Genomic DNA, 25,629 nt, shown 5'->3' on the forward strand with positions numbered 1-25,629 from the left:
TTACTCCTGCCGCACCCAGGTCTGTGTGCGGCCCAGCATCGGCATGCCGATGTAGCCGCGCACCTTGAGTTTCTTGCCGCCGTCGGCCAGTTCCATCTTGCTCTTGTAGACCTTGCCGTTGTTCGGGTCCAGGATCTCGCCGCCGGTGTATTCGCCGCCATCCTTTTTCAGTCCGCCCAGAATCACCATGCCCACGATGGGCTTGTCCTTGCGCGCGTCGGTGCATTTGTCGCACACGGGATTTTGCGGCTCGTCCGCTTCGCGGAACAGCTTCTCGATCTGGCCCTGCAGCACGCCGTTGCTTTCGGTGATGCGGATCAGCGCCTTCGGCTTGCCGCTGACGTCGTCGATGTTGCGCCACAGGCCGACGGGCGAGGCGTCGGCCGCGGAGGCCGGGGACATGATGAAAGCGGCGGCGATGGCGCCCGCCTGTATCCAGTTGCGCATGGGTGTCTCCAAAGGGGTTGTTGTTTGCCGGCGAGTGTAGCAAACAGTCCTTGCGATTTTTCACGCGCGCGGACGAATAGAGGAAAGGCTCCAAAAGCGGAAAAGCCGGCACGCGGCCGGCTTCTCATGCTTTGCAAGTGGCGATTACAGCTTGGCGAACTGCTCGCGCATCTTCTCGATGGTGGCGCTGAAGTTGGCCAGGCGGTCCTTCTCCTGGGCCACCACGGCGGCCGGCGCGCGCGCCACGAAGCTCTCGCTGGCCAGCTTGCCGCTGGCCTTGGCGATTTCCGCCTCGATGCGCGTGATCTCCTTGGACAGGCGCTCGCGTTCGGCGGCGACGTCGATCTCCACTTTCAGCATCAGCTTGGTGGTGCCGACGACGGAGACGGCGGCCGGCGATTCCGGCAGCGTGTCGACGATCGTCACCTCGGACAGCTTGCCCAGCGACTGGATGTAGGGCGCGAACACGGCTAGGCGCTCCTTGTCGGCGGCGGACGACGCTTCCACGATCAGCGGCAGGCGCAGCGACGGCGCCAGCTTCATTTCGCCGCGCAGGTTGCGGGTGGCGTCGGTCAGAGCCTTCAGCTCGCCCATCCAGGCCTCGGCGGCCTCGTCGACCTTGGTGAGGTCCGCCAGCGGGTACTGCTGGGTCATGATTGATTTACCCGCAGTGTCGCCCTTGCCGGCCAGCGGCGCGACGGTCTGCCACAGTTCCTCGGTGACGAAGGGGATGATCGGGTGCGCCAGGCGCAGCACCACTTCCAGCACGCGCAGCAGCGTGTGGCGGGTGGCGCGCTGCTGGCCTTCCGTGCCTTGCTGGACCTGCACCTTGGCCAGTTCCAGATACCAGTCGCAGTACTCGTCCCACACGAACTTGTAGATCGAGCTGGCGATGTTATCGAAGCGGAAGTCCTCGAAACCCTTGGCGATGTCCGTCTCGGCCTTTTGCAGCAGCGAGATGATCCACTTGTCGGCCTGCGACAGGTCGGCCTCGCTGGCCGTGCAATCCTTGCCCTCGGTGTTCATGATGACGAAGCGGGTCGCGTTCCACAGCTTGTTGCTGAAGTTGCGGTAGCCTTCGCAGCGGCCCAGGTCGAAGTTGATGTTGCGGCCCAGCGAGGCGTAGGACGCCATCGTGAAGCGCACCGCGTCCGTGCCGTAGGCGGCGATCCCCTCCGGGAACTCCTTGCGCGTGGCCTTGGCGATCTTCTCGGCCGCTTTCGGGTTCATCAGGCCGGTGGTGCGTTTCTCCACCAGCGCGTCGATGCCGATGCCGTCGATCAGGTCGATCGGGTCCAGCGTGTTGCCCTTGGACTTGGACATCTTCTGGCCCTGCGAGTCGCGCACCAGGCCGTGCACGTACACGGTGTCGAACGGCACCTTGCCGGTGAAGTGCGCGGTCATCATCACCATCCGGGCGACCCAGAAGAAGATGATGTCGAAGCCGGTCACCAGCACGGACGAGGGCAGGAAGGCCTTCAGGTCCGGCGTTTCCTCGGGCCAGCCCAGGGTGGAGAAGGGCACCAGCGCGGACGAGAACCAGGTGTCCAGCACATCGTTGTCGCGGCGCAGGGCGCCGGTGCCGCCGGCGGCCTTCTGCTTGGCCAGCGCCTCCTCCTCGGTCTTGGCGACGAAGATGTTGCCTTCCTCGTCGTACCAGGCCGGGATCTGGTGGCCCCACCACAATTGACGGGAGATGCACCAGTCCTGGATGTTGTTCAGCCACTGGTTGTAGGTGGTGCTCCAGTTCTCGGGCACGAACTTGATCTCGCCGGTGGCCACTTTTTCCAGCGCCACCTCGGCGATCGATTTGCCGGGGAAGAAGGTGCCTTCCGGGGCCGGCTTGCTCATGGCGACGAACCACTGGTCGGTCAGCATCGGTTCGATGACCACGCCGGTGCGGTCGCCTCGCGGCACCATCAGCTTGTGCGGCTTGACCTGTTCCAGCAGGCCTTGCGCCTCCAGGTCGGCGACGATCTGCTTGCGGGCGGCGAAGCGGTCCAGGCCCACGTAGGCGGCGGGCGCGTTGTCGCTGATCTTCGCGTCCAGTGTCAGGATGGAAGGCATGTCCAGCTTGTGGCGCTGGCCAACCGCGTAGTCGTTGAAGTCGTGCGCGGGCGTGATCTTCACGCAGCCGGTGCCGAAGGCCTTGTCCACGTAGGAGTCGGCGATGACCGGGATTTCGCGGTCGCACAGCGGCAGCTTCAGCATCTTGCCGATCAGCGCCTCGTAACGCTCGTCGGTCGGGTCCACCGCCACGGCGACGTCGCCCAGCATGGTTTCGGGACGGGTGGTGGCCACCGTCAGCGAGCCGCTGCCGTCGGCCAGCGGGTACTTGATGTACCACATGGAGCCATCCTCCTCCTCCGACACCACTTCCAGGTCGGAGACGGCGGTGCCCAGCACCGGGTCCCAGTTCACCAGGCGCTTGCCGCGGTAGATCAGGCCCTGCTCGTACAGGCGCACGAACACGTCGGAGACGACTTTCGAGCGCGGCTCGTCCATCGTGAAGTACTCGCGCGCCCAGTCTGGCGAGGTGCCCATGCGGCGCATCTGGCCGGTGATGGTGGAGCCGGATTTCTCTTTCCACTCCCAGACCTTCTCGATGAACTTCTCACGGCCCAGGTCGTGGCGCGAAATCTTCTGCGCGTCCAGCTGGCGCTCCACCACGATCTGGGTCGCGATGCCGGCGTGGTCGGTGCCGGGGATCCAGGCGGTGTTATGACCCAGCATGCGGTGGTAGCGGGTCAGGCCGTCCATGATGGTCTGGTTGAACGCGTGGCCCATGTGCAGGGTGCCCGTCACGTTCGGCGGCGGCAGCTGGATGCTGAAGGAAGGCTTGGACAGGTCGAGGGAGGCGGCGTAGTAACCGCGCTTCTCCCACTCGCTGCGCCAGAACTGTTCAATGTCGGCGGGCTCGAAAGACTTGGCTAATTCCATGGTGTTTGGGCTGAGTTGTAGGCGAAAACGACCATTATAAGGGGCCAATGCCGCCTGCGCATGCCGCCGCCGCCGCGGTGCACAATTTTTTAACGATATAACGCTGATAAAATCACAATGTTCTTCCTATGAAAGCTTCCATGAAAACCAGCGGCCGCAAGTGGCTAGCGCGCGGATTCCTCCTGTGGGCGGCGGTGTCGAGCCTATGGCTGGCCAATTCCTTCCGCACCCAGGGCGTCGCCGAGCGCGCCCTGCTGAGCGACGCGAAGACGGTGGTGTCGCAGGCCGATGCCTACCTGGCGCTTAGTCCCAAGGCGGAAGGACGGGCACCGGCGTTGCTGTTCTTCTGCGGCTCCGGCGTGGCCGCGGAAGCCTATGTGCCCTTGCTGCGGCCAGTCGCTGAAAGTGGCTACCCGGTGTACATCATCCGCCTGCCGTATCGCTTCGCGCCGCTGGAATCGAATAAGGCCGAAGCGCTGGAGCGGGCGCGCGGCTTGATGGCCGCGCATCCCGAGGTGGCGCGCTGGGTGCTGTCCGGGCATTCGCTGGGCGGCGCGCTGGCGGCCCGTTTTGTCGGGAATGAGGGACACGGCGCCGCCGCCCTGGTCCTCGTCGGCACCACGCATCCGAAGGAGCGCAGCCTGGCCGCGCTGGGCATCCCCGTCACGAAGGTGTATGGCACCAACGACCATGTCGCGCCCGTGGACCGCGTGCTCGCCAACAAGGCGCTGCTGCCGCCGCAAACGGAATGGATCGCCATCGAGGGTGGCAACCACTCCCAGTTCGGCCACTACGGGCATCAGCTGTTCGACGGGACGGCCACCATCAGTCGCGAACTGCAGCAGGAGCGCACCCGCGACGCGCTGCTGAAGGCGCTCGCGCGCCAGCCGCAAGCACCGGCCGGGCTGTGATGCGTCTTCCACGAACCTTCGATCGAATCGCGCGCTATTCATGGGCCGCGCCATGCACCGCCGTGGGACTATGTCTCGCGGCGCCGGCGTTTTTGTTCGGCGCCAGGGCTCGCGTGGTCCAAGGGGTGATCGAGGTGGCCTTGACCGCGCGTGGCGAGGCGAGTCCATGGATGCGCTGGCTCCCCTTCATCGCGATCACGTTCGGCCACGTCGTGGTGGGGACCACCAGGCCGGAACTTGAACGGCTGCGGGTCCACGAGCATGAACACGTGCGCCAATACGAAAGATGGGGCGCCGCCTTTTTCGCCGCCTATCCGTTGAACAGCCTTTGGCAGCTATTGCGCGGCCGCCGGCCGTACCTGGACAACTGTTTTGAAGTACAGGCGAGGGAAAAGGAGGCCGCCGCCGTGACGGGCGACCTCACCGCTGCCCATTCCGAAAAATCATGAGGAGACACCGCTTGCTTCCCGTTGCATTCCTGCTTGTGCCGGCGGCTTACTTCAGCCTGTGGCCCGTCCCCATCGAGCCGGTGGCTTGGCACGCGCCAAAGGCGCCGGGCTACGCGGGCGTCCATGCGCCCAACAACAAGCTACTGGGCTTGCACAACATCTCCCTGGACGGTGAGGCCGGGCCCGAATATGTGGCGTTGGGGCCGGATGGCCTGCTGTACACCGGCGTCGCGAGTGGCCGCATATTGCGCATGAAGCAGGATGGCAGTGGGCGGCAGGTCTTCAGCACCACCGGCGGCAGGCCGCTGGGCATGGCTTTCGACGAGGGCGGCGGCCTGGTTGTCGCGGACGCGATCAAAGGGCTGCTGTCCATCGCCAAGGACGGCGAGGTAACGGTATTGGCCGACGCGGTCGAAGGCGATCCAATACGTTTTGCCGAAGGGGCCGTCGTCGCCAGGAACGGCAAGATCTTCTTCACCGACGCTTCGACGCGCTTCGCGCCAGCGCAATGGGGCGGCACCACGGAGGCCGCGACGCTCGACGTCTTTGAGCAGTCCTGCACGGGGCGCGTACTGGAATATGATCGGGCCGCCAAGGCGGCCCGCGTCGTCGCGAAAGGCCTGTGCTTCGCCAACGGCATCGCCTTGAGCGGCGATGACGAAACCTTGTTCGTCAGCGAGAGTGGCAGGTACCGGGTATGGAAGATCGCCGTCGCGGCCCAAGGGCTCGACGTCGCGCATCAGTCGGCGCAAGCGCGTGTGCTGCTCGACAATTTGCCTGGCTATCCGGACAATCTGACGCGGGGGCTGGGTGGCAGAATATGGCTGGGCCTTGGTGGACAGCGCAATGACCTCGACCTGATGGCGGAGTGGCCATCCATGCGCAGGGTGGCGTTGCGTATTCCGCGCATCTTCTGGGCGCTGCCCAAACCTTACGGCCATGTGATCGCCTTTACCGAAGACGGCAAGGTGGTGGCCGATCTCCAAGACCCGACTGGCCATTCCCCGCTTACCACCGGGGCCACTGAAACGGTGGACCGCCTGTATATTCATAACGCCGACGCCAAGAGCCTGGGATGGATCGCGCAATAGGGGGCAAGGAGGGAATGTCCGTCGATCAGCAGTGTCTTCGGCAGCGCTTGCGCGCCATCGCGCGCGAGTCGGACTGGTTCATGCAGGCGCTGGAATCGGTGCGTTCGCTGCAACTCGATTCCTGGTGCATAGGCGCCGGCGCGGTGCGCAACCTGGTCTGGGATCATCTGCACGGCTACGCCACGCCATCGCCCATCGCCGACGTGGATGTCGCTTACTTCGACGATGCCGACCTCCGCCCCGAAACCGAACAGGCATTGCAGGCTTTGCTGTGCGCGCGCCATCCCGGCACGCCTTGGGAGGTGACGAATCAGGCCTGGGTGCATCTGTGGTTCGAGGGCCGCTTCGGTCATCGCGTGGCGCCATTGCGTTCGCTGGAGGACGCTGTGGCGTCCTGGCCCGAATTCGCCACCTCGGTTGGCATCAAGCTCCAAGAAGACTCGGAGATCGAAGTCATCGCCCCTCATGGCTTGGAGGATCTGTTCTCCATGGTGGTGCGGCGCAATCCCGCCAGGGTCAGCGTCGAGACCTACCGCAATCGCGTAGCCGAGAAACGGTACCTTCAGCGCTGGCCACGGGTACAGATCGTAGGCTAAGGAGGTCGGCGGATCGCCAGTTGTAAGCAGATACAGCAAGTTGTAAGCACGTGTAAAGCTGGTCAACTGGTCAATCCCGGCCCGCGTTTTCAGCTCAGTGACACGGCAAGTGCACCTAACCTGAAACCTAAGAAAGAGAACTGCAACCATGAAAAAAGCCATCGCTACCCTGATCATCGGCATGTTCGCTACCGCAGCGTTTGCACAGGCCACCACCACCCCAACGACGGCGCCCGCCGCACCGGCAGCCCCGGTCGCGAAGGCCGAAGTGAAGGCCGAGGCCAAAGCCGAAGTCAAGACGGAAATCAAAGAATCCAAGGACGCGGCAAAGCCAGCCGCCCCGGCAGTCAAGTAAGCACCATCGCAGTAAAAACCGAATAAACCATTTATACAAATACTGAGGAAACCATCATGACCAAGACCATCGCTACCCTGATCGCCGGCCTGTTCGCTACCGCTGCATTCGCGCAAACCCCGGCCCCTGCCGCCGCACCCGTTCCAGCCGCCAAGGCCGAAGCCAAAGTGGTGAAGGCCGAAGCCAAGGAAACCAAGGAAGTCGCCAAGGCCGACGCGAAGGAAACCAAGGAAGTCGCCAAGGCCGACGCGAAGGAACACAAGGAAGTAGCGAAAGCCGAGGCCAAGGAAACCAAGGCCGCCGCCAACGCGAAGGAAGAAGTGGCCGGCGCCAAGGCCGATGCCAAGGTAGAGAAGGCGAAGGCCCACGCCAAGGCCGAGAAGTCGAAAGAGAAGGCGCACGCCAAAGAAGCCAAGGAAACCAAGCCGGCCGACAAGGCGGCGGCGGTTCCCGCGGCGGCGCCGGTGGTGGCTTCGGCAGCCACTCCAGCCGCGAAGTAAGCAGCGCGTTTTGCTAGTCAGTCCCCGCTACGGCGGGGATTTTTTTTGCATGTTACCATCGCGTTCGCCCCCCCCGACCGCGGCGCCACGCCGCGGCTCTGCAACCGACATGCATCGGCAACTTCAATGAGCACTCCATCGCATCTGATCTCACTTCGTCCAGCCACCGCGGCCGACCTGCCGTTTCTCCTGGCGCTGCGGCGGTCCGCGATGACCCCGCATCTGCAGGCCGCCGGGATAGCGCAGGATGAGGCAGGGATGATGGAACGCGTCCTCGTGGGCTTCGAGGGGGCCAGGATCATCGAGTTCGCTGGCGGTGCGATCGGCCTGTTGAAAATGATCAAGGGCGAGCGGGCGTGGGATATCGTCCAAATACAGCTGCTGCCGGAATGGCAGGGGCAAGGCATAGGCGCTCTCTTGCTGTCGCAGGCTCTCGCCGAAGCGGCGGAAGCCAAGGCCACCGTCCTGCTTTCGGTCCTCAAGGTCAACAAGGCACGCCGGCTGTACGAGCGTCTCGGGTTTTCCGTCATCTCTGAAGACGAGAATTCCTATTCCATGCGGGCCATGCCATGAAAACCGGAAACCTGTATGCGAACACGGCGCCGCCTCTGGACGGTGAGCGTTTCGAAACGCTGCTCGCGCACAAAGGCCTGGTCATCGAACGCATCGTCAGTTCATCGAAGATCGCATCGCAGGAATACGTGCAGGAGCAGGATGAATGGGTCGTTCTGCTTCGGGGCGATGCGACACTCGATGTCGAAGGCGACGCGATCGCTTTGCAGGCGGGCGACCACGTGTTCCTTCCCTCCCGCACGCGCCATACGGTACTGAGTGTTTCCGAAGGGGCGCTCTGGCTGGCGATTCATCTTCATTCCCAGGCGTCTTGAAGTTGGAACGGTATTTGTAAGCAGATACAGCAACTTGTAACCACGTGTAAAGCTCGTCAACTGCCTGGTTCCGGCCCGCGTTTTTAGCTCAGTGACACGGAATGTGCACCTGATGCGGTAAAACGGAATAAACCATTTATACAAATACTGAGGAAACCATCATGACCAAGACCATCGCTACCCTGATCGCCGGCCTGTTCGCTACCGCTGCATTCGCGCAAACCCCGGCCCCTGCCGCCGCACCCGTGCCAGCCGCCAAGGCCGAAGCCAAAGTGGTGAAGGCCGAAGCCAAGGAAACCAAGGAAGTCGCCAAGGCCGACGCGAAGGAAACCAAGGAAGTCGCCAAGGCCGACGCGAAGGAACACAAGGAAGTAGCGAAAGCCGAGGCCAAGGAAACCAAGGCCGCCGCCAACGCGAAGGAAGAAGTGGCCGGCGCCAAGGCCGATGCCAAGGTAGAGAAGGCGAAGGCCCACGCCAAGGCCGAGAAGTCCAAAGAGAAGGCGCACGCCAAGGAAGCCAAGCCGGCTGACAAGTCGGCCGCCGCTCCAGCCGCAACCACCGTAGCCGCCGCCGCTCCAGCCGCCAAGTAATTCATCCGGTCTCGCAAAAGGCTCCTGTCACGGCGGGAGCCTTTTGCTATTTCGGGCTTGCGCACTGATTAAGGATTTCCTAAGCACTTGCTTGCCGCTATCGGCAATGATCACGCTAACGTTATTTCAGCGGAGCAAGCATGAAGAGATGGTCGCCATTGCTGAGCACAGTGGTCTGCTGTGCGGTTATCGAGCTCATTCTGCTTGCCTTTATCTTCCTGGTGGCGAGGGTTGGTTTCGATTTGCTAGGTTACATATGGCTGATTTTGGGACCGGCGAGCGCATGGCTGGGACCACTGGTGTACCAGCACTTCAAGGCGAAAGAGGAACCGCGCCTCAAGTAGCCCGCGCGGCCCATCGCCGCTTTGCCCTATACTGCTGCACAATTGGCAACTGGCCGCAAATTGAGAGCAGCGTATGGCAAACATAGATATCAAATTGTCGCAGTCCATTGTGAGCAGCGGGCTACTGCCGGACTGGGACCTTCAAGACGGCATGCTGGCCGACCTGGTCGACGCGATGACCATCGCCGCGTCCACCTTCCCGGACAGGTTCTCGCAGGACGCGACCTGGAGCTTCGACGGTGCCACTGCGCGCCTGTCCTTCCCGGACGGTTCGTATCAACAGTTCACCGGCGTGTCGCTGGCCGACCCCACCTCCCTGCGCGGGACCGCCACCGCGACCGGCATGCAGCTGTCCGTGCCGGGCGCGGCGTCCGTCGTGGAGACGGGGCGCTACAGCTTCAGCTACGAGATCGTCAACAACCAGCTGTTCGTGCGCGGCACCGCCTCCACGGTCACCTCGGCCAAGATCCAGACCTTGCTGAGCACATCGTCGCCCGACTATGACCAGACGCTGGGCAATGTCGGCGTCGAGCTGCGGGGTCAGCTGAATGTGGACGCCAGCGGCAACCTGGATGGCACGGTCGCCGCGATCACGCTGGCGGCGGACAAGTTCATCGCGTCGGCCAGCCTCACCGGCAGCTTCCATGTGTCGGGCAACGCGGTCAGCATCGGCGACGGCGACGGCCATATGGCGGTGGACGGCACGCTGGCGGGACTCGACGCCGTGTTCCAGGATGGCAGCCACGCCAGCATCAGCGGCATCGCCGCGGCCGTCGGCGCGGGCGCGGACCTGGGCGCCGGCCTGCTGACCGATCCCGCGCTCCTGGGCGGCAACGACACCATCCGCGTCGAGCTGCCGGCGAGCCTGCAGGGATCCCTCACCATCGCCTCCGGCGCCGGCAACGACGCGGTCGCGGTGGGCGGCGGCCGCGGCCAGCTGAACGTGGACGCGGGCGCGGGCAACGACATCATCACCGTGCTGTCCGGCAGCCACGACGTGGACGGCGGCGCGGGCCTGGACACCCTGGTCTATAGTGGCGGACGCCAGCAATACACGGTGGCCAGTTCGGACCAGGGGCGCGTCATCACCGGTTCGTCCGGCTCGGACCTGGCGAGCAATGTGGAGCGGGTGAAGTTCGCCGACGGGATGCTGGCCTTCGACCTGGACGGCGGCGCGGGCCAGGCTTACCGCCTGTACCAGGCCGCATTCGACCGCGCGCCGGACGCCGCGGGCCTGGGCTACTGGATCGACGCGATGGACCGCCAGGTCAGCCTGCGCGACGTGGCGCAAAGCTTCATCAACAGCGGCGAGTTCGCGCAGCTGTATGGCGCCAATCCCACCACGGAGGCCTTCGTGTCGCGCCTGTACAGCAACGTGCTGCACCGCGCCCCGGACCAGGCGGGCTACGACTACTGGGTCGACGCGATGCACGGCGGCGCCTCCAAGGCCGACGTGCTGGCCAGCTTCAGCGAGGGCGGCGAGAACCGCGCGCAGGTGATCGGCATCATCCAGGACGGCATCGCCTACACGCTGGTGGGTTGATCGTTCCCGGGGCGCGCCTGTTAATACTGGGACGGCGCGCGGCAATATGTCTATTTTTGCAATTTTTTTGACTCCCCGCGCCTGACTGTCTACCTTGGGCTCCCTGCAAACCAACCAGGGAGACAGAAATGGCAGTTCGCCTCACCGCACTACTGTACGCCGGCCTGCTGGCCGGAACGATGGGCCATATCGGTGCCGCGTCCGCGCAGCCGAAGACCGTCTGGATCACCGTGGGCGACGCCGCCTACGCGCAACTGAAGAAGTCCGCGCCGGAGCTGGTGACGCGCGAAAGCCGTTCCGCCTTGGTGTCGTCCGGCTCCGCGAAGGGCGTGGCCGCGCAGGAGAAGGTGCACCTGGTGGAGGTCGACGAACAGCAGATGCTCAAGCTGTCCAGCGCCGTGCACCGCGAACTGCACCGCTGCGGCGGCTTCATGGCGCACGCCAGCGAGGCGGCCGGCGTCTCGGCGCTGTCGCCGGCGCCCGCATCCAAGGCCGCGTCGCTGGCCGTGCCGCGTCCCCCCTACGCGATCGACCAGCAGACCGTCGTCAACCCCATGCTGCCGCAGATGCAGGCGGCGAACATCGGCCAGACCATCACCGACCTGTCGGCCTTCACCAACCGCTACTACACCACCACCGGCGGCGTGAACGCGTCCAACTGGATCAAGAACAAGTGGGCCACGATGGCCGCCGGGCGCGCCGACATCGCGGTCACCCAGTTCACGCACGCGGCCTACGCGCAGAAGTCCGTGATCGCCACCATCGCCGGCACCGACAACGCGTCCGAGGTGGTGGTGATCGGCGCGCACATCGACTCCATCAGCGGCGGCGGCACCGGCGAGACCACCCGCGCGCCCGGCGCGGACGACGACGCCTCCGGCGTGGCCAGCATGACGGAGGCGCTGCGCGTGATGATCGCCAGCGGCTACAAGCCGCGCCGCACCATCAAGTTCATCGGCTACGCGGCGGAGGAGGTGGGCCTGCGCGGCTCCCAGGAGATCGCCCAGTGGCACAAGGCCAACAACGTCAACGTGGTCGGCGTGATGCAGCTGGACATGACCAACTACAAGGGTTCGCCGTCCGACGTCTACATCTACACCGACTACACCGACAGCCTGCAGAACGACTTCGTTGTCAGGCTGCTCACCACCTACCAGCCCACGCTGACGATAGGCTACGACAAGTGCGGCTACGGCTGCTCGGACCACGCCTCGTGGACCGCGCAGGGCTACTGGGCCTCGATGCCGTTCGAGACCTCGTTCACGCAGGACAACCCGTACATCCACACCGCCAACGACACCTACGCCAACAGCGGCAACCAGGCCGACCACGCGCTCAAGTTCGCGCGCCTGGGCCTGTCCTTCGCCGTGGAGCTGGGCAGCGACGGCCCCGGCGTGCAGCCGCCGCCGGACGTGGTCACCACCTACACCGGCAACCTGCTGAGGAATGAGAAGAAGACCTTCGGTCCCTTCAAGGCCGGCGCGGGCGGCTTCAAGGCCTCGACCACGGGCAGCGGCGACGCCGACCTGTATGTGCGCAAGGCGACCGCGCCGACCACCACCAGTTTCGACTGCAAGTCGGACGGCTCGACCAGCGCCGAGACCTGTTCCATCACGCTGGCGGCCAATGGCGACGTGTACGTGCTGCTGAATGGCTACAGCGCGTCGAGCTACACGCTGACGGTAAGCCATCGCCCGCAATAAGCATTAATCGTTGCGAAGTATGTATCGCGCGGCGCCGGGAGATGTATAATTCGATCCGCTGCCGCAAGGCGGCACACGCTAGGGGTCCTGCAAAGCGCGGTTTATAAAGCCGCGCGGCGCGGGTGAGAAATACCCTCCGAACCTGATCTGGATAATGCCAGCGAAGGGAAGCTTTAGGCCTTCTACCTGCCTTGTCGCGCGCCGCGGTCCATCCGCCAGCGCGCCCCGGGCCGGATTGCCGAACCCTCCTTTGCTGGCTCCTGTAGCTAACGAAGGAGCCAAATGAACGCCAATCCGAAATTCCTCTCCGCCACCGCCGAAGTGGACAGCGCCGCCATCGCGCCGTTGCCGAATTCCCGCAAGATCTATGTCCAGGGCAGCCGTCCCGACATCCGCGTTCCCATGCGCGAGATCTCCCAGTCCGACACCTCGGCCTCGTTCGGCCACGAGAAGAACCCGCCGATTTACGTCTACGACACCTCCGGTCCCTACACCGACCCGGACGTGAAAATCGACATCCGCTCCGGCCTGGACACGCCGCGCCTGCCGTGGATACTGGAGCGCGACGACACCGAGGAACTGGACGGCCCCACCTCCGAGTACGGCCAGGAGCGCCTGGCCGATCCGGCGCTGGCCGAGCTGCGCTTCAACCTCACCCGCAAGCCGCGCCGCGCCAAGGCCGGCCGCAACGTCTCGCAGATGCACTACGCGCGCCAGGGCATCATCACCGCCGAAATGGAATACGTGGCCATCCGCGAAAACCTGCGCCGCCGCGAATACCTGGAGGAGCTCAAGGCGTCCGGCCCGATGGGCGAACGCATGGCCGAGCTGATGGGCCGCCAGCACCCGGGCCAGAACTACGGCGCCTCCATCCCCGCCGAGATCACCCCCGAATTCGTGCGCCAGGAAATCGCCCTGGGCCGCGCCATCATCCCCGCCAACATCAACCACCCCGAGGTGGAGCCGATGATCATCGGCCGCAACTTCCTGGTCAAGATCAACGCCAACATCGGCAACTCGGCCGTCACCTCGTCGATCGGCGAGGAGGTCGAGAAGATGACCTGGGCCATCCGCTGGGGCGGCGACAACGTGATGGACCTGTCGACCGGCAAGCATATCCACGAGACGCGCGAATGGATCATCCGCAACAGCCCGGTGCCGATCGGCACCGTGCCGATCTACCAGGCGCTGGAAAAGGTCAACGGCAAGGCCGAGGACCTGACCTGGGAGATCTTCCGCGACACGCTGATCGAACAGGCGGAGCAGGGCGTGGACTACTTCACCATCCACGCCGGCGTGCTGCTGCGCTACGTGCCGATGACGGCCAAGCGCCTGACCGGCATCGTCTCGCGCGGCGGCTCCATCATGGCCAAGTGGTGCCTGGCGCACCACAAGGAATCCTTCCTGTACACGCACTTCGAAGAGATCTGCCAGATCATGAAGGCCTACGACGTGTCCTTCAGCCTGGGCGACGGCCTGCGTCCCGGCTCGATCTACGACGCCAACGACGAGGCGCAGCTGGGTGAACTGAAGACGCTGGGCGAACTGACGCAGATCGCCTGGAAGCACGACGTGCAGGTGATGATCGAGGGCCCCGGCCACGTGCCGATGCAGCTCATCAAGGAAAACATGGACCTGCAGCTGGAGCAGTGCCACGAGGCGCCGTTCTACACGCTGGGACCGCTGACCACCGACATCGCGCCCGGCTACGACCACATCACCTCCGGCATCGGCGCGGCGCTGATCGGCTGGTACGGCACCGCCATGCTGTGCTACGTGACGCCGAAGGAGCACCTGGGCCTGCCGAACAAGGACGACGTCAAGGACGGCATCATCACCTACAAGATCGCCGCCCACGCGGCCGACCTGGCCAAGGGCCATCCCGGCGCGCAGATCCGCGACAACGCGCTGTCCAAGGCGCGCTTCGAGTTCCGCTGGGAAGACCAGTTCAACATCGGCCTGGACCCGGACAAGGCGCGCTCCTTCCACGACGAGACCCTGCCCAAGGATTCGGCCAAGGTGGCGCACTTCTGCTCCATGTGCGGCCCGCACTTCTGCTCGATGAAGATCACGCAGGAGGTGCGCGACTACGCGGCCCAGGGCATGCAGGAGAAGGCCGTGGAGTTCGTGAAGAAGGGCGCGCAGCTCTACAGCAAGGCCTGAGGCCGGCCATGACGGAAGCCATGATCGAGATAGAACTGAACGGCCAGCCGCGCGGCGTGCCGCCGCGGCAAAGCCTGCAGGCGCTGGTGGAGGAGTTGGGACTGGCGCACCAGGCGCTGGCGCTGGCGGTGAACCGCACGGTGGTGCCGCGCCAGGGCTGGGCGGCGCGCGCGCTGCAGCCGAGCGACAAGGTGGACATCGTGCGCGCCATCGGCGGCGGCTGAGTCCAGACAATAACGGAGAAAGAAGATGCGTGACCAGAACGAAGACCTGCTGACCATCGCGGGCAAGACCTATAAATCGCGCCTGCTGGTGGGCAGCGGCAAGTACAAGGACCTGCAGCAGACGCGCGAGGCCACCGACGCGGCCGGGGCGGAAATCATCACCGTGGCGATCCGCCGCGTGAACATCGGCCAGGACCCGAACGCCCCCAGCCTGCTGGACGTGGTGCCGCCGTCGCAATACACCATCCTGCCCAACACGGCCGGCTGCTACAACGCCAAGGACGCCGTCTACACGCTGCAGATGGCGCGCGAGCTGCTCAACGGCCACAAGCTGGTGAAGCTCGAGGTGCTGGGCGACGAGAAGACCCTGTTCCCCAACATGCCGGAGACGCTGGTGGCGGCCAGGGAACTGGTGCGGGACGGCTTCGACGTCATGGTCTATTGCAGCGACGACCCGATCCAGGCCCGCATGCTGGAGGACATCGGCTGCGTGGCGGTGATGCCGCTGGCGTCGCTGATCGGCTCGGGCATGGGCATCCTGAACCCTTGGAACCTGTCGCTGATCATCGAGCAGGCCAGGGTGCCGGTGCTGGTGGACGCCGGCGTCGGCACCGCCTCCGACGCCGCCATCGCCATGGAGCTGGGCTGCGACGGCGTGCTGATGAACACCGCCATCGCCTGCGCGCAGGACCCGGTACGCATGGCGCGCGCCATGAAGCTGGGCGTGCAGGCGGGCCGCGAGGCCTACCTGGCCGGCCGCATCGCGCGCAAGTTCGCCGCGTCGCCGTCGTCGCCGATGGCCGGCCGCGTGGCATGAGTGGCGGCATGGGCGGCATGGGCGGCGGCCCGGGTGGCGCGGCGGCGCCGCGCGAGGCAAGGCAACCCTGCGTGCTGGTGTTCTCCGGCGCCGACCCCTCGGGCGGCGCCGGCATCGCCGCCGACATCCTGGCCATCCACGCCCAGGGCGCGCACGCGCTGCCGGTCATCACCGCGCTGACGGTGCAGGACAACGACCGCGTCTACGAGGTGATGCCGGTGGAGCCGGAGGCGCTGCTGCGCCAGGCCCGCGCGCTGACGGCCAAGATGGCGATCCGCGCCGTCAAGATCGGCATCACCGGCAGCGCCGCCAACGCGCGCGCCATCGCGCAGGTCATCGCCGAGCTGCGCGCCCGCGCCGACATCCCGGTGGTGCTGGACCCGGTGCTGGCCAGCGGCCACGGCGACCTGCTGTCGCGCGACGACGCGGCGCAGGCGCTGGGCGCGCTGCTGCCGCTGGCCACCATGATCACCCCCAACGGCCCCGAGGCGGCCGCGCTGGCCGCCACGCTGGCGGGGGCGGCGGGGGCCGGGGACGGCGTTCCCGGCGGCGCGGCCGACCACGCGCAGGCGCGCCTGCACGCCCAGGCGCTGCTGGACGCGGGCTGCCGGCACGTGCTGATCACCGGCGGCCACGGCAAGGGCGACACCGTCATCAACCGCTGGTTCAGCGCCAACCAGGGCCAGAGCTGGAGCTGGCAGCGGCTGCCGGGCGCCTACCACGGCAGCGGCTGCACGCTGGCGGCCACCATCGCCGGCCTGCTGGCCTACGGCTACCCGGTGGCGCAGGCGCTGGTGCGGGCGCAGGGCTACACCCACCGCGCGCTGGCGGCCGCGTACGCGATCGCGCCGGGACAACTGATTCCGCAGCGCTGAGGCGCACATCATGACAACGACAAGAGGGAACATCATGCAAGGACTGTATCTGGTCACCCCGAACTGGGACGACACCCCGCGCCTGCTGGCCGCGACCGAGTTGGCGCTGGCGGCCGGCGTGGCGCTGCTGCAATACCGCAACAAGGACGCCGGCCCCGAGCTGCGCATGGAGCAGGGCCGGGCGCTGCGGGCGCTGTGCCGCCGCCACGGCGTGCCCTTCATCGTCAACGACCATGTCGACCTGTGCTTGCTGCTGGACGCGGACGGCGTCCACCTGGGCGGCACCGACGCCGAGGTGGCCAAGGTGCGCGCGCTGCTGGGGCCGGGCAAGATCATCGGCGCCTCCTGCTACGGCGACATGCAGCGCGCGCTGGACGCGCAGGCCGCCGGCGCCAGCTACGTGGCCTTCGGCGGCTTCTACCCGTCGCGCGTGAAGCAATACGCCGTCACCACCCAGCCCGCCATCCTCGACCAGGCGCGCGCGCTGATGAGCGTGCCCTACGTGGTGATCGGCGGCATGACGCCGGCCAACGCGGCGCCGCTGGCGGCGCGCGGCGCGCACATGGTGGCCGCCATCAGCAGCGTCTACCTGGCGGACGACCCGGCCGCGGCGGTGCGGGAGTTCAACGGCCTGTACAGGACAACCGAAATTCGCGACGCCGCCGCCTAGATTACGCCTTATAATTGGCCGGGTTAGCTTATGCTCAAGGTTGCCGACCATGAACGCACAAATCCCGGCCAAACGCCTGATCCTGATTGTCGACGACGACAAGCTGCTGGCGGAGTTCCTCAGCGAGGTGCTGCGCCACGCCGGCTACGACGCCATGCAGGCCCACAGCGCGGACGAGGCGCTCCAGCTGATCTCCGAGCGCGAGCCGGACCTGGCCATGCTGGACATCCACATGCCCGGCATGTCCGGCCTGGAACTGGCCAAGCAGCTCAACCGCAACACCTCGGTGCCGTTCATGTTCCTGTCCGGCCGGGGCGACAGCGACGCCGCCAAGCAGGCCGCCGCCTACGGCGCGGTGGGCTTCGTGGTGAAACCGGTGGACGAGCAGCACCTGATGCCGGCCTTCGAGGCCAGCCTGGCGCGCGCCGACGAGATCCGCCAGCTGCGGCGCACCGAACTGAACCTGAACGCGGCCCTGGCCGCCGGCCGCGAGACCAGCCTGGCCGTGGGGCTGTTGATGTGCAAGTTCCAGACCGACCGCAACACCGCCTTCGAGGTGCTGCGCGACCACGCCCGTTCCAGCCGCCGCAAGATCAACGAAATCGCCGACCAGCTGCTGGCGGCCGAGGAAATGTTGAATAGTTTACATGTGGCATTTAACGCGCGTCTGAAAAAATAGGCCAGCGGCGCAACAAAAATTGCGCTAAACTAAGTTTGTACTGATGTCGATTTGCGGGGCCTCAACCTGCCCCGCGCATTCCCCTTATGGCCGCCCGCCCCCTGCCGCCATATCCAGATTCCTCGGCCCAACTCCGCCGATTCCCTGCCTCCTGACGTCACGCCGCCGGCCCACGCCGCAGCGTCCCCGCGCCTTCGCGGCCCAGGATCGCACAACTTTAGCGCAAGCCGCGGCCGTGTCGGCCGTGGGCGGAGAAGACGATGAAAAATCTGCAAAATGTGATGGGCGACGTGATCGCCGAACTGGCCGAGGCCTGCCGCGAGGTGCCGCGCGTGCTGCATGTCGACGGCGACGGCGACGCCGCGCTGGTGCTGGCCACGCTGCTGGTGCCCGAAACCCAGGTGGTGCACGTGGCCACGCTGGCCGACGCCTTGACGGAGGTGCAACAGTCCCGCTACGCCATGGTGGTGCTGGACCCGGACCTGCCGGACGGCGACGGCGCCGAACTGCTGCATTGCCTGCGCCGCCTCGAGCGCGACCTGGAGCACACCACGCCGGTGCTGCTGTATTCGGCGCGCCACCCCGGCCTGCGCACCCAGGCGCACGCCTTCCTGCCCAAGCCCTGGACTTCGCCGCGCCAGCTGTGGCGCACCATCTCCCACCTGCTGGGCATCGCGCCGGCGGTGCAGCAGGAGATGACATCTTGAGCGCGCCCGAACTGTGCAACATACTCTACGTCGAGGACAACCCGCGGCTGCGCTGCGTCACCAAGATGGCGCTGGAGGTGATCGGGCGCTTTCACGTGCGCGACTGCGGCTCCGGCCGCGCCGCGCTGCTGGAGGCGGCCGGCTTCAACGCCGACCTGATCCTGGTCGACGCCCAGTCCTGCCTCAATGACGGCCTGCGGGCGCTGGCCCGCCTGCGCCTGCTGCCGCAGCTGCGCGACACGCCGGCCATGTTCATCACCGGCCTGGCCGCCGCCGCCGACGTGACGCAGTACGTGGCGGCCGGCGCCATCGGCATCATCGCCAAGCCGCTAGAGCCGCTGCGCCTGGCCCTGCAGGTGCGCCAGCTGTGGGCCAGCCAGGACGAGTGGAGCGAGGGCGGCCGGCTCCCCGCGCCGCGCCAGCCCCGCAATACGGTCTTGCGTTCCTTGATATGATGGGGGTTCAACCCGCATCAACACAGGACAACAGGACATTCAATGAAGACAAAAGCAGCCGTTGCATGGAAATCGGGCGCGCCCCTGACCATCGAGGAGGTCGAACTCGGCGGGCCGCGCGAGGGCGAGGTGCTGGTCGAGATCAAGGCCACCGGCATCTGCCACACCGACTACTACACGCTGTCCGGCGCCGACCCGGAGGGCATCTTCCCCGCCATCCTCGGCCATGAGGGCGCGGGCGTGGTGGTCGATGTCGGCCCCGGCGTCAAGACGCTGAGGAAGGACGACCACGTCATTCCGCTGTACACGCCGGAATGCCGCCAGTGCAAGTTCTGCCTGTCGCAAAAAACCAATTTGTGCCAGTCGATCCGCTCCACGCAGGGGCGCGGCCTGATGCCGGACGCCACCAGCCGCTTCTCGATCGACGGCCAGCCCATCTTCCACTACATGGGCACCTCCACCTTCTCCAACTACATCGTGGTGCCGGAGATCGCGCTGGCCAAGATCCGTTCCGACGCGCCGTTCGACAAGGTCTGCTACATCGGCTGCGGCGTCACCACCGGCGTGGGCGCGGTGCTGTTCACCGCCAAGGTGGAGGCGGGCGCCAACGTGGTCGTGTTCGGCCTGGGCGGCATCGGCCTGAACGTGATCCAGGCGGCGCGCATGGTGGGCGCCGACAAGATCATCGGCGTCGACATCAACCCGGCCCGCGAGGAGATGGCGCGCAAGTTCGGCATGACGCACTTCATCAATCCCAACCAGGTCGAAAACGTGGTGGACGCCATCGTCCAGCTCACCGACGGGGGCGCCGACTACAGCTTCGAGTGCATCGGCAACACCACCACCATGCGCCAGGCGCTGGAGTGCTGCCACAAGGGTTGGGGCCAGTCCATCATCATCGGCGTGGCGGCGGCGGGGCAGGAGATCTCGACCCGGCCGTTCCAGCTGGTGACCGGGCGCGTGTGGAAGGGTTCCGCCTTCGGCGGCGCGCGCGGCCGCACCGACGTGCCGAAGATCGTCGACTGGTACATGGAAGGCAAGCTCAACATCGACGACCTGATCACGCACAAGCTGTCGCTGGACGAGATCAACAAGGGCTTCGACCTGATGAAAAGCGGCGAATCGATCCGGTCCGTCGTCATGTACTGACACCGCATCTCCTCTTCGGGGCGGCCTCCCGCGCCGCCCCATTTTTTTCATAATTACCCCAGGGGTAATTTAATAATCACCCCTGGGGTAATTATGCGGCCTGTTCCCCGCTGAGCGCATTCCGTCGCAATCGCCTCGCCCCGACCCTCCACGCGCGCTACAGTCATGCCCGGACCAGTCGCATCTGGAAGTAGAAAAAAAGTTCTAGACACGAAGTTCTAGATCATTTAATCTACATCGCATACCCAAGGAGCCCAGCCCATGTATCCAGCCCAGTTGTTCGCCGCACTGATGCCAGCCCTGGGCTGGTCGCTGCTGCATTTCGTGTGGCAGGGCGTGCTGATCGGCTGGGCCGCCTCGCTGGCGCTGCACCTGCTGCGCAACGCGCGGCCCCAGGCGCGCTACGCCGTCGCCTGCGCCGCCCTGCTGCTGTGCGCGGCGCTGCCGCTGGGCGGCACGGTCTGGCGCGTGCTCGAGGCGGCCCGGGGCTATGGCGCCGCGCCGGTCATGACGGCGATCGCGCTGCCGGCCGGTGATGTCGTCGCCGCCGCGATCGGCCCGGCCGCGCTGGATACGGACCAACTCGTTTCCTGGCGCTACCTGTTGCAGCGGCAACTGCCGTGGCTGGTGTTGCTGTGGGCCTGCGGCGCCGCCGTGATGACCCTGCGCCTGTCGATGGGGCTGCTGTGGGTGCGCGACCGCACGATGGCGTCGCGCCACGCCGGCGATCCCCACTGGCAGCGGCGCCTGGACCAGCTTGCGCGGCGCCTGGGACTGGGCCGCGCCGTGCGCCTGGCCATGGCCGACGGACTGGACGGCCCGATGACGGCCGGATGCTGGAAACCGGTGGTGCTGGTGCCCGCGTCGCTCATCACCGGCATGCCGCCGGACCTGCTGGAAGCGCTGCTGGCCCACGAGCTGGCGCACATCAAGCGCCACGACTACCTGGTGAACCTGGTGCAGAGCGCGATCGAGATTTTGCTGTTCTACCATCCCGCCGTGTGGACGCTGTCGCGCCGCATCCGCGTGGAGCGGGAACAGATAGCGGACGATTTAGCCGCAAGCACGCTCGGCGAACCGCGGCGCCTGGCACTTGCATTGACCGAGCTGGACCGGTTCCAGTTCTCCACGCCCCAACTGGCCCACGCGGCCCACGGAGGAAACCTCATGTCACGCATCAAACGCCTGGTTCGTCCCGCAAGCGAACCCCTCAGCTGGAAAATCGCCGCGCCCCTGCTGGGCTTGTGCACCGCCTGCGCCGTGCTGTACGCCCACGCCGCGCCGGCCGTTGATGCGCCCGTCGCACCGGCCACACCCGCCTTGGACGCGCCGGCCCCGCCGCCACCGCCGGTCATGGACGTCCCGGCCGTTCCAGCCCCGCCCAAGCCTGTGTCCGCCGTGCCAGCCGTCCCGGCCGTCCCGGCGGCTCCAGCGCCACCGGCGCCACCGGCCATACCGGCGCCTCCAGCGGCCCCGCCCGCGCCAGCGCCGGAGGACGAGCACGCATCGGCCGGCGGCGCCCAGGCATGGCGTTCGCCGCGCGGCCAGGGAGGCGCGATCACCTTTGGCCACCTGTCCATCAACTACAACGCCAAGGACGCCTACGCCGTCAAGCGTGGCGACGGCTACGTGTCGGTCCACGTGGGCCGTGGCGACATGGAGGAAGTGCGCCGTCTGGATGGCGCCGTGAAGGGCGACTTCATCTGGTTCCGCGATGGCGGCAAGGCCTGGCTGATCAAGGATCCGGCGTTGCTGGCCAAGGCCAGCGCCGCCTGGGCCCAGTCCGACGCGCTGAACCAGAAAATGAAGGAGCAAAACCAAGTCATGGAGCAACACAACAAGGCCATGGCCGCGCTGGGCGACAGGATGCAAGCCTTGTCCGAGCAGGCGGCGCGCCAGGTGCGCGGCGAGCGGCACGGAAAAATCGAACGCCTGGCGCGCGAGCAGGAGGCCGTGGCGCGGAAAATGGAAGCGGTGGCGCGCAAGATGGAGCGCAGCCGCGACACCGGCGCCGATCGCGAAGCGCTGCGCCGCGAAATGGAAACCCTGGAAACGCGGATGGAACCGCTCAAGCGGCAAATGGGGCAGCTGTCCGCCGAGCTGGGGAAAATGCATGGCGACATGGCCGCCACACACGCTCCCATGGAGGCGCTCTCCGCGGAAATGCGCGAAGCGAGCAAACCCTTGAGGGAGCTGGGCGCCAAAATGGGCGAGCTTGGCCGCGAACAGGGCCGGCTGAGCCGCGAAGCCGACCAGACCGTGCGCGCGCTGATCCAGGAAGCCGTGCGCAACGGCCGGGCCGAAGCCATTCCCGCGCCCAAGGGCTGATCGGATATCCAGTGCTTTGTACCGGCGCGCGGGCCGCGCCGGTATAATCACCGGATGCAAAATCTCCTCCACAACCTCAATCCCGAACAACTCGCCGCCGTCACGCTGCCGGCCCAGAGCGCCCTGATCCTCGCCGGCGCCGGTTCCGGCAAGACGCGGGTGCTCACCACCCGCATCGCGTGGCTGATCCAGACCGGCCAGGTTTCGCCCGCCGGCATCCTGGCGGTGACGTTTACCAACAAGGCGGCGAAGGAAATGCTGACGCGTCTGTCGGCGATGTTGCCGATCAATACACGCGGCATGTGGATAGGCACCTTCCACGGCCTGTGCAACCGCCTGCTGCGCACCCACTACCGCGACGCGGCGCTGCCGCAGACCTTCCAGATCCTCGATTCGCAAGACCAGCTGTCGGCCATCAAGCGCCTGCTGAAGGCGTTCAACATCGACGACGAGAAGTTCCCGGCCAAGACGGTGATGTATTTCATCAACAACGCCAAGGACGCCGGCCTGCGCGCCAACCAGGTCGAGGCCTACGACGCCAACGAGCGCAAGCTGGTGGAACTGTACGAGCTGTACGACGACCAGTGCCAGCGCGAGGGCGTGGTGGATTTCGCCGAACTGCTGCTGCGCAGCTATGAACTGCTGAGCCGCAACCAGCCGCTGCGCGAGCACTACCAGCAGCGTTTCAAGCACATCCTGGTGGACGAGTTCCAGGACACCAACGACCTGCAATACAAGTGGCTGAAGCTGCTGTCCGGCCAAGGCCAGAGCAATGGCAGCAGCGCGCTGTTCGCCGTCGGCGACGACGACCAGAGCATCTACGCCTTCCGCGGCGCCAACGTGGGCAATATGCGCGCCTTCGAGCAGGAGTTCAACGTCAAGAACCTGATCAAGCTGGAGCAGAACTACCGCTCGCACGGCCACATCCTGGACGCGGCCAACATGCTGATCGCCAACAACAGCAAGCGCCTGGGCAAGAACCTGCGCACCGACGCCGGCCACGGCGAGCCGGTGCGCATCTACGAGGCCAGCTCCGACCTGCAGGAGGCGCAATGGATCATCGAGGAATCGAAGAGCCTGATCGCCGACGGCGCGCTGCGCAGCGAAATCGCGGTGCTGTACCGCTCCAACGCGCAGTCGCGCGTGATCGAGCACGCGCTGTTCTCGGCCGGCATCCCGTACACCGTGTACGGCGGCCTGCGCTACTTCCAGCGCGCCGAGGTCAAGCACGCGATCGCCTACCTGCAGCTGATGGACAATCCGCACAACGACTCGGCCTTCCTGCGCGTGGTGAACTTCCCCACCCGCGGCATCGGCGTGCGCTCGATCGAGCAGCTGCAGGGCGCGGCCCAGCAGTACGGGGTCTCGCTGTACGCCGCCGTGCCGCACATGACGGGCAAGGCCGGCTCCGCGCTGGCCGGCTTCGTCCGGCTGGTCGAGGGCATGCGCTTCGAGACGCAGCAGATGGCGCTGCCGGAACTGGTGCGCGTGGTGCTGGAGGGCAGCACCCTGCTGAGCCATTACGCCACCGAGAAGGAGGGCGCGGACCGCGTCGAGAACTTGGAGCAGATGGTCAGCGCGGCCACGCAATTCATTTCCGAGGAGGGCTACGGCCAGGGCGCGCCCGCGCACATGGGGCCGCGCTCGGACGCGCAGTCCGGCATGCCCATCGTCAGCGCGGACGGCGTCGAGATCCTGGATGCGGACGCGCCGCTGGCCACCGTGATGTCGCCGCTGTCGGCCTTCCTGTCGCACGCCTCGCTGGAGGCGGGCGACAACCAGGCATCGGCCGGGCAGGACGCGCTGCAGATGATGACGGTGCACTCGGCCAAGGGCCTGGAGTTCGACAACGTGTTCATCACCGGCCTGGAGGAGGGCCTGTTCCCGCACGAGAGCAGCTCGAAGGAGGAGGGCGGCGTGGAGGAGGAGCGGCGCTTGATGTACGTGGCCATCACGCGCGCGCGCAAGCGCCTGTACATGTGCTTCTCGCAGACCCGCATGCTGCACGGCCAGACCCGCTACAACATGAAGTCGCGCTTCTTCGACGAGTTGCCGGAGGAGTCGCTGAAGTGGCTGTCGCCCAAGGTGCAGTCGCACTGGTCCGGCACGCGCAAGTCGGCGTGGGACGACGTGCAGGTCACCAGCGGCGCGGACAACGCGCTGGCGCAGCGCATCGCGCAGAAGGCGGGCGGCGGCAGCGGCTGGCGCATCGGCGAATCGGTCTCGCACGGCAAGTTCGGCGAGGGCGTGATCGTCAACATCGAGGGCAGCGGCAGCAATTGCCGCGCGCAGATCAACTTCGGCAGTTTCGGGATGAAGGTGCTGGATTTGAGCGTCGCCAAGCTGGAACGCCTGGGACGTTGATTAAAACCGACGGCGGATGCCGGGGTCGGACCCAGTGGGTCCGACCCCGGATTTTGCGGTGGGTTTTACTCCGCCGCCGCGGCCGGCTTGGGCACCGGCGAGCCGAAGATGTGGCGGTAGCTGGCGTAGAAGGCGCAGTGGATCAGCACCGACAGCAGCAGCATCACGATCGGCATCACCATGGTCAAGGCGAACTGGCTGCGGCCCAGGATCAGCATGATGACCTGGGTGCACATCAAGGTCAGGCCGAATTGGCTGAGCGCGAACACGATGAAGGCCTTCAGCGAGCGCAGCACCGAGAAGAAGCTGAAGAAAATCGCCTTGCCCACGCTCATGCGCTGCCAGTAGATCAGCGGCGCGGCGAAGCAGAAGCCCATCGCCGCCGGCAGGCACACCAGGATCGTCAGCAGGAAGGCGCCGCTCAGGTTGGCCTGCCGCACCTCCTTGGACGCCGGATCGATCTGCCCCGTCAGCATTTTCATCAGCATGCCGCCGTCGGCCAGCGTCGACACGCCGATCGCCAGCCCCGCCACCACCAGGTACAGCAGGCCCACCGCGAACAGGCTGGGGAACTGCGGCTTGCGGAAGCCCGTCGCCAGCAGCGCCGGCACGATGCGCTTGCCCTGGTCGATGTCGGCGCAGGCCTGCATGAAGGCCAGCGAGAACACGGGGATCAGGACGATGGCGCCCAGTTGGCCGACGATCGGGATGATGCTGATCACCATGTTCAGCATGGCGTACAGCAGCGCCAGCGAGGTCAGGCCGCCCGGCTGTTTCATGAAGAGGGCCAGGCCCTCCTTGATCCACAGCCAGCCGGTGCTTGCGGGGAGTTTGCTCATAAG

26 protein-coding genes and 1 riboswitch are annotated in these 25,629 nt (G+C 66.1%); of the genes, 23 read left to right on the forward strand and 3 right to left on the reverse strand.

The genetic code is table 11. From position 1 onward, the window contains the following. Positions 1 to 447 (reverse strand): DUF2147 domain-containing protein, encoded by a 447-nt coding sequence (locus tag BM436_RS00550; protein WP_093552361.1) that lies wholly within the window; start codon positions 445 to 447, stop codon positions 1 to 3. Positions 448 to 591: 144 nt separating this feature from the next. After that, entirely contained in the window at positions 592 to 3,387 is a 2,796-nt protein-coding gene (locus tag BM436_RS00555; RefSeq protein WP_093552364.1) for a valine--tRNA ligase, read from the reverse strand. 140 nt (positions 3,388 to 3,527) lie between these two features. Here BM436_RS00555 and BM436_RS00560 point away from each other — a divergent pair, with 140 nt between their 5' ends. The 23 genes from BM436_RS00560 (at position 3,528) to BM436_RS00670 (ending at position 24,787) form a co-directional block, all read left to right on the forward strand. Continuing rightward, the gene (locus BM436_RS00560; protein ID WP_177306865.1) at positions 3,528 to 4,298 is read left to right on the forward strand and encodes an alpha/beta hydrolase; all 771 of its coding nucleotides are present in this window, start codon (positions 3,528 to 3,530) and stop codon (positions 4,296 to 4,298) included. A gap of 125 nt (positions 4,299 to 4,423) precedes the next feature. After that, a complete protein-coding gene (locus tag BM436_RS00565) occupies positions 4,424 to 4,747 on the forward strand; it encodes a hypothetical protein (protein ID WP_218164789.1) in 324 nt (107 codons plus the stop codon). Between the two features lie 11 nt (positions 4,748 to 4,758). Continuing rightward, entirely contained in the window at positions 4,759 to 5,838 is a 1,080-nt protein-coding gene (locus BM436_RS00570) for an SMP-30/gluconolactonase/LRE family protein (protein ID WP_307663697.1), read from the forward strand. Between the two features lie 14 nt (positions 5,839 to 5,852). Beyond that, positions 5,853 to 6,434: a nucleotidyltransferase family protein gene (locus BM436_RS00575; protein WP_229488683.1), complete on the forward strand. Its 582-nt coding sequence runs from the start codon at positions 5,853 to 5,855 to the stop codon at positions 6,432 to 6,434. A 148-nt stretch (positions 6,435 to 6,582) separates the two neighbouring features. Beyond that, complete coding sequence (locus BM436_RS00580; protein ID WP_093552370.1) at positions 6,583 to 6,789, forward strand: hypothetical protein; 207 nt, start codon at positions 6,583 to 6,585, stop codon at positions 6,787 to 6,789. Positions 6,790 to 6,845: 56 nt separating this feature from the next. After that, positions 6,846 to 7,289 carry a hypothetical protein gene (locus BM436_RS00585; RefSeq protein ID WP_093552372.1) on the forward strand — a complete coding sequence of 148 codons (444 nt, stop codon included), beginning with the start codon at positions 6,846 to 6,848 and terminating at the stop codon, positions 7,287 to 7,289. Positions 7,290 to 7,415: 126 nt separating this feature from the next. Beyond that, positions 7,416 to 7,862 (forward strand): GNAT family N-acetyltransferase, encoded by a 447-nt coding sequence (locus BM436_RS00590; RefSeq protein WP_093552374.1) that lies wholly within the window; start codon positions 7,416 to 7,418, stop codon positions 7,860 to 7,862. Next, entirely contained in the window at positions 7,859 to 8,176 is a 318-nt protein-coding gene (locus tag BM436_RS00595) for a cupin domain-containing protein (RefSeq protein ID WP_093552377.1), read from the forward strand. Before BM436_RS00590 ends, BM436_RS00595 begins: the two co-directional genes overlap by 4 nt. Positions 8,177 to 8,337: 161 nt before the next feature. Continuing rightward, positions 8,338 to 8,766, forward strand: a complete 429-nt coding sequence (locus tag BM436_RS00600; protein WP_093552379.1) for a hypothetical protein — start codon at positions 8,338 to 8,340, stop codon at positions 8,764 to 8,766. 140 nt (positions 8,767 to 8,906) lie between these two features. Further along, complete coding sequence (locus BM436_RS00605; RefSeq protein WP_143132877.1) at positions 8,907 to 9,110, forward strand: hypothetical protein; 204 nt, start codon at positions 8,907 to 8,909, stop codon at positions 9,108 to 9,110. 73 nt (positions 9,111 to 9,183) lie between these two features. After that, a complete protein-coding gene (locus tag BM436_RS00610) occupies positions 9,184 to 10,653 on the forward strand; it encodes a DUF4214 domain-containing protein (RefSeq protein ID WP_093552383.1) in 1,470 nt (489 codons plus the stop codon). Between the two features lie 128 nt (positions 10,654 to 10,781). Further along, positions 10,782 to 12,356: a M20/M25/M40 family metallo-hydrolase gene (locus BM436_RS00615; protein ID WP_093552385.1), complete on the forward strand. Its 1,575-nt coding sequence runs from the start codon at positions 10,782 to 10,784 to the stop codon at positions 12,354 to 12,356. Between the two features lie 70 nt (positions 12,357 to 12,426). After that, positions 12,427 to 12,542, forward strand: a riboswitch (TPP riboswitch). Positions 12,543 to 12,638: 96 nt separating this feature from the next. Further along, positions 12,639 to 14,519 (forward strand): phosphomethylpyrimidine synthase ThiC, encoded by a 1,881-nt coding sequence (thiC, locus tag BM436_RS00620; protein WP_093552387.1) that lies wholly within the window; start codon positions 12,639 to 12,641, stop codon positions 14,517 to 14,519. 20 nt (positions 14,520 to 14,539) lie between these two features. Further along, the gene (gene thiS / locus BM436_RS00625) at positions 14,540 to 14,743 is read left to right on the forward strand and encodes a sulfur carrier protein ThiS (protein WP_093552972.1); all 204 of its coding nucleotides are present in this window, start codon (positions 14,540 to 14,542) and stop codon (positions 14,741 to 14,743) included. A gap of 25 nt (positions 14,744 to 14,768) precedes the next feature. After that, positions 14,769 to 15,560, forward strand: a complete 792-nt coding sequence (locus tag BM436_RS00630) for a thiazole synthase (RefSeq protein WP_093552389.1) — start codon at positions 14,769 to 14,771, stop codon at positions 15,558 to 15,560. A 17-nt stretch (positions 15,561 to 15,577) separates the two neighbouring features. Continuing rightward, complete coding sequence (thiD, locus tag BM436_RS00635; RefSeq protein ID WP_093552974.1) at positions 15,578 to 16,435, forward strand: bifunctional hydroxymethylpyrimidine kinase/phosphomethylpyrimidine kinase; 858 nt, start codon at positions 15,578 to 15,580, stop codon at positions 16,433 to 16,435. 34 nt (positions 16,436 to 16,469) lie between these two features. Beyond that, a complete protein-coding gene (thiE, locus tag BM436_RS00640) occupies positions 16,470 to 17,105 on the forward strand; it encodes a thiamine phosphate synthase (RefSeq protein WP_093552391.1) in 636 nt (211 codons plus the stop codon). A 49-nt stretch (positions 17,106 to 17,154) separates the two neighbouring features. Next, entirely contained in the window at positions 17,155 to 17,784 is a 630-nt protein-coding gene (locus BM436_RS00645) for an ANTAR domain-containing response regulator (protein WP_093552393.1), read from the forward strand. A 260-nt stretch (positions 17,785 to 18,044) separates the two neighbouring features. Beyond that, a complete protein-coding gene (locus tag BM436_RS00650) occupies positions 18,045 to 18,491 on the forward strand; it encodes a response regulator (protein WP_093552395.1) in 447 nt (148 codons plus the stop codon). Then, complete coding sequence (locus tag BM436_RS00655; RefSeq protein WP_093552398.1) at positions 18,488 to 18,946, forward strand: response regulator; 459 nt, start codon at positions 18,488 to 18,490, stop codon at positions 18,944 to 18,946. The genes BM436_RS00650 and BM436_RS00655 overlap by 4 nt, the downstream gene beginning before the upstream one ends. A 42-nt stretch (positions 18,947 to 18,988) precedes the next feature. Next, entirely contained in the window at positions 18,989 to 20,095 is a 1,107-nt protein-coding gene (locus BM436_RS00660; protein WP_093552400.1) for an S-(hydroxymethyl)glutathione dehydrogenase/class III alcohol dehydrogenase, read from the forward strand. Between the two features lie 261 nt (positions 20,096 to 20,356). Then, a complete protein-coding gene (locus BM436_RS00665) occupies positions 20,357 to 22,423 on the forward strand; it encodes a M56 family metallopeptidase (RefSeq protein WP_093552402.1) in 2,067 nt (688 codons plus the stop codon). Positions 22,424 to 22,477: 54 nt separating this feature from the next. Continuing rightward, on the forward strand, positions 22,478 to 24,787 hold the full coding sequence (locus BM436_RS00670; RefSeq protein WP_093552404.1) for a UvrD-helicase domain-containing protein: 2,310 nt from the start codon (positions 22,478 to 22,480) through the stop codon (positions 24,785 to 24,787). Positions 24,788 to 24,852: 65 nt separating this feature from the next. Here BM436_RS00670 and BM436_RS00675 read toward each other — a convergent pair whose 3' ends face one another. Beyond that, positions 24,853 to 25,626, reverse strand: a complete 774-nt coding sequence (locus BM436_RS00675; RefSeq protein ID WP_093552406.1) for a BPSS1780 family membrane protein — start codon at positions 25,624 to 25,626, stop codon at positions 24,853 to 24,855. Between the last annotated feature and the right edge of the window lie 3 nt (positions 25,627 to 25,629).

This window comes from Pseudoduganella namucuonensis (genome assembly GCF_900116645.1).
GTDB classification, from domain to species: domain Bacteria; phylum Pseudomonadota; class Gammaproteobacteria; order Burkholderiales; family Burkholderiaceae_D; genus Rugamonas; species Rugamonas namucuonensis.

Excerpts from the sequence above, each read along its gene's own strand:
- BM436_RS00550 (WP_093552361.1), bottom strand. The coding sequence starts at position 447 with ATGCGCAACTGGATACAGGCGGGCGCCATCGCCGCCGCTTTCATCATG.
- BM436_RS00555 (WP_093552364.1), bottom strand. The coding sequence starts at position 3,387 with ATGGAATTAGCCAAGTCTTTCGAGCCCGCCGACATTGAACAGTTCTGG.
- BM436_RS00560 (WP_177306865.1), top strand. The coding sequence starts at position 3,528 with ATGAAAACCAGCGGCCGCAAGTGGCTAGCGCGCGGATTCCTCCTGTGG.
- BM436_RS00575 (WP_229488683.1), top strand. The coding sequence starts at position 5,853 with ATGTCCGTCGATCAGCAGTGTCTTCGGCAGCGCTTGCGCGCCATCGCG.
- BM436_RS00580 (WP_093552370.1), top strand. The coding sequence starts at position 6,583 with ATGAAAAAAGCCATCGCTACCCTGATCATCGGCATGTTCGCTACCGCA.
- BM436_RS00585 (WP_093552372.1), top strand. The coding sequence starts at position 6,846 with ATGACCAAGACCATCGCTACCCTGATCGCCGGCCTGTTCGCTACCGCT.
- BM436_RS00590 (WP_093552374.1), top strand. The coding sequence starts at position 7,416 with ATGAGCACTCCATCGCATCTGATCTCACTTCGTCCAGCCACCGCGGCC.
- BM436_RS00595 (WP_093552377.1), top strand. The coding sequence starts at position 7,859 with ATGAAAACCGGAAACCTGTATGCGAACACGGCGCCGCCTCTGGACGGT.
- BM436_RS00600 (WP_093552379.1), top strand. The coding sequence starts at position 8,338 with ATGACCAAGACCATCGCTACCCTGATCGCCGGCCTGTTCGCTACCGCT.
- BM436_RS00605 (WP_143132877.1), top strand. The coding sequence starts at position 8,907 with ATGAAGAGATGGTCGCCATTGCTGAGCACAGTGGTCTGCTGTGCGGTT.
- BM436_RS00610 (WP_093552383.1), top strand. The coding sequence starts at position 9,184 with ATGGCAAACATAGATATCAAATTGTCGCAGTCCATTGTGAGCAGCGGG.
- BM436_RS00615 (WP_093552385.1), top strand. The coding sequence starts at position 10,782 with ATGGCAGTTCGCCTCACCGCACTACTGTACGCCGGCCTGCTGGCCGGA.
- thiC (WP_093552387.1), top strand. The coding sequence starts at position 12,639 with ATGAACGCCAATCCGAAATTCCTCTCCGCCACCGCCGAAGTGGACAGC.
- thiS (WP_093552972.1), top strand. The coding sequence starts at position 14,540 with ATGATCGAGATAGAACTGAACGGCCAGCCGCGCGGCGTGCCGCCGCGG.
- BM436_RS00630 (WP_093552389.1), top strand. The coding sequence starts at position 14,769 with ATGCGTGACCAGAACGAAGACCTGCTGACCATCGCGGGCAAGACCTAT.
- thiD (WP_093552974.1), top strand. The coding sequence starts at position 15,578 with ATGGGCGGCGGCCCGGGTGGCGCGGCGGCGCCGCGCGAGGCAAGGCAA.
- thiE (WP_093552391.1), top strand. The coding sequence starts at position 16,470 with ATGCAAGGACTGTATCTGGTCACCCCGAACTGGGACGACACCCCGCGC.
- BM436_RS00645 (WP_093552393.1), top strand. The coding sequence starts at position 17,155 with ATGAACGCACAAATCCCGGCCAAACGCCTGATCCTGATTGTCGACGAC.
- BM436_RS00650 (WP_093552395.1), top strand. The coding sequence starts at position 18,045 with ATGAAAAATCTGCAAAATGTGATGGGCGACGTGATCGCCGAACTGGCC.
- BM436_RS00660 (WP_093552400.1), top strand. The coding sequence starts at position 18,989 with ATGAAGACAAAAGCAGCCGTTGCATGGAAATCGGGCGCGCCCCTGACC.
- BM436_RS00665 (WP_093552402.1), top strand. The coding sequence starts at position 20,357 with ATGTATCCAGCCCAGTTGTTCGCCGCACTGATGCCAGCCCTGGGCTGG.
- BM436_RS00670 (WP_093552404.1), top strand. The coding sequence starts at position 22,478 with ATGCAAAATCTCCTCCACAACCTCAATCCCGAACAACTCGCCGCCGTC.
- BM436_RS00675 (WP_093552406.1), bottom strand. The coding sequence starts at position 25,626 with ATGAGCAAACTCCCCGCAAGCACCGGCTGGCTGTGGATCAAGGAGGGC.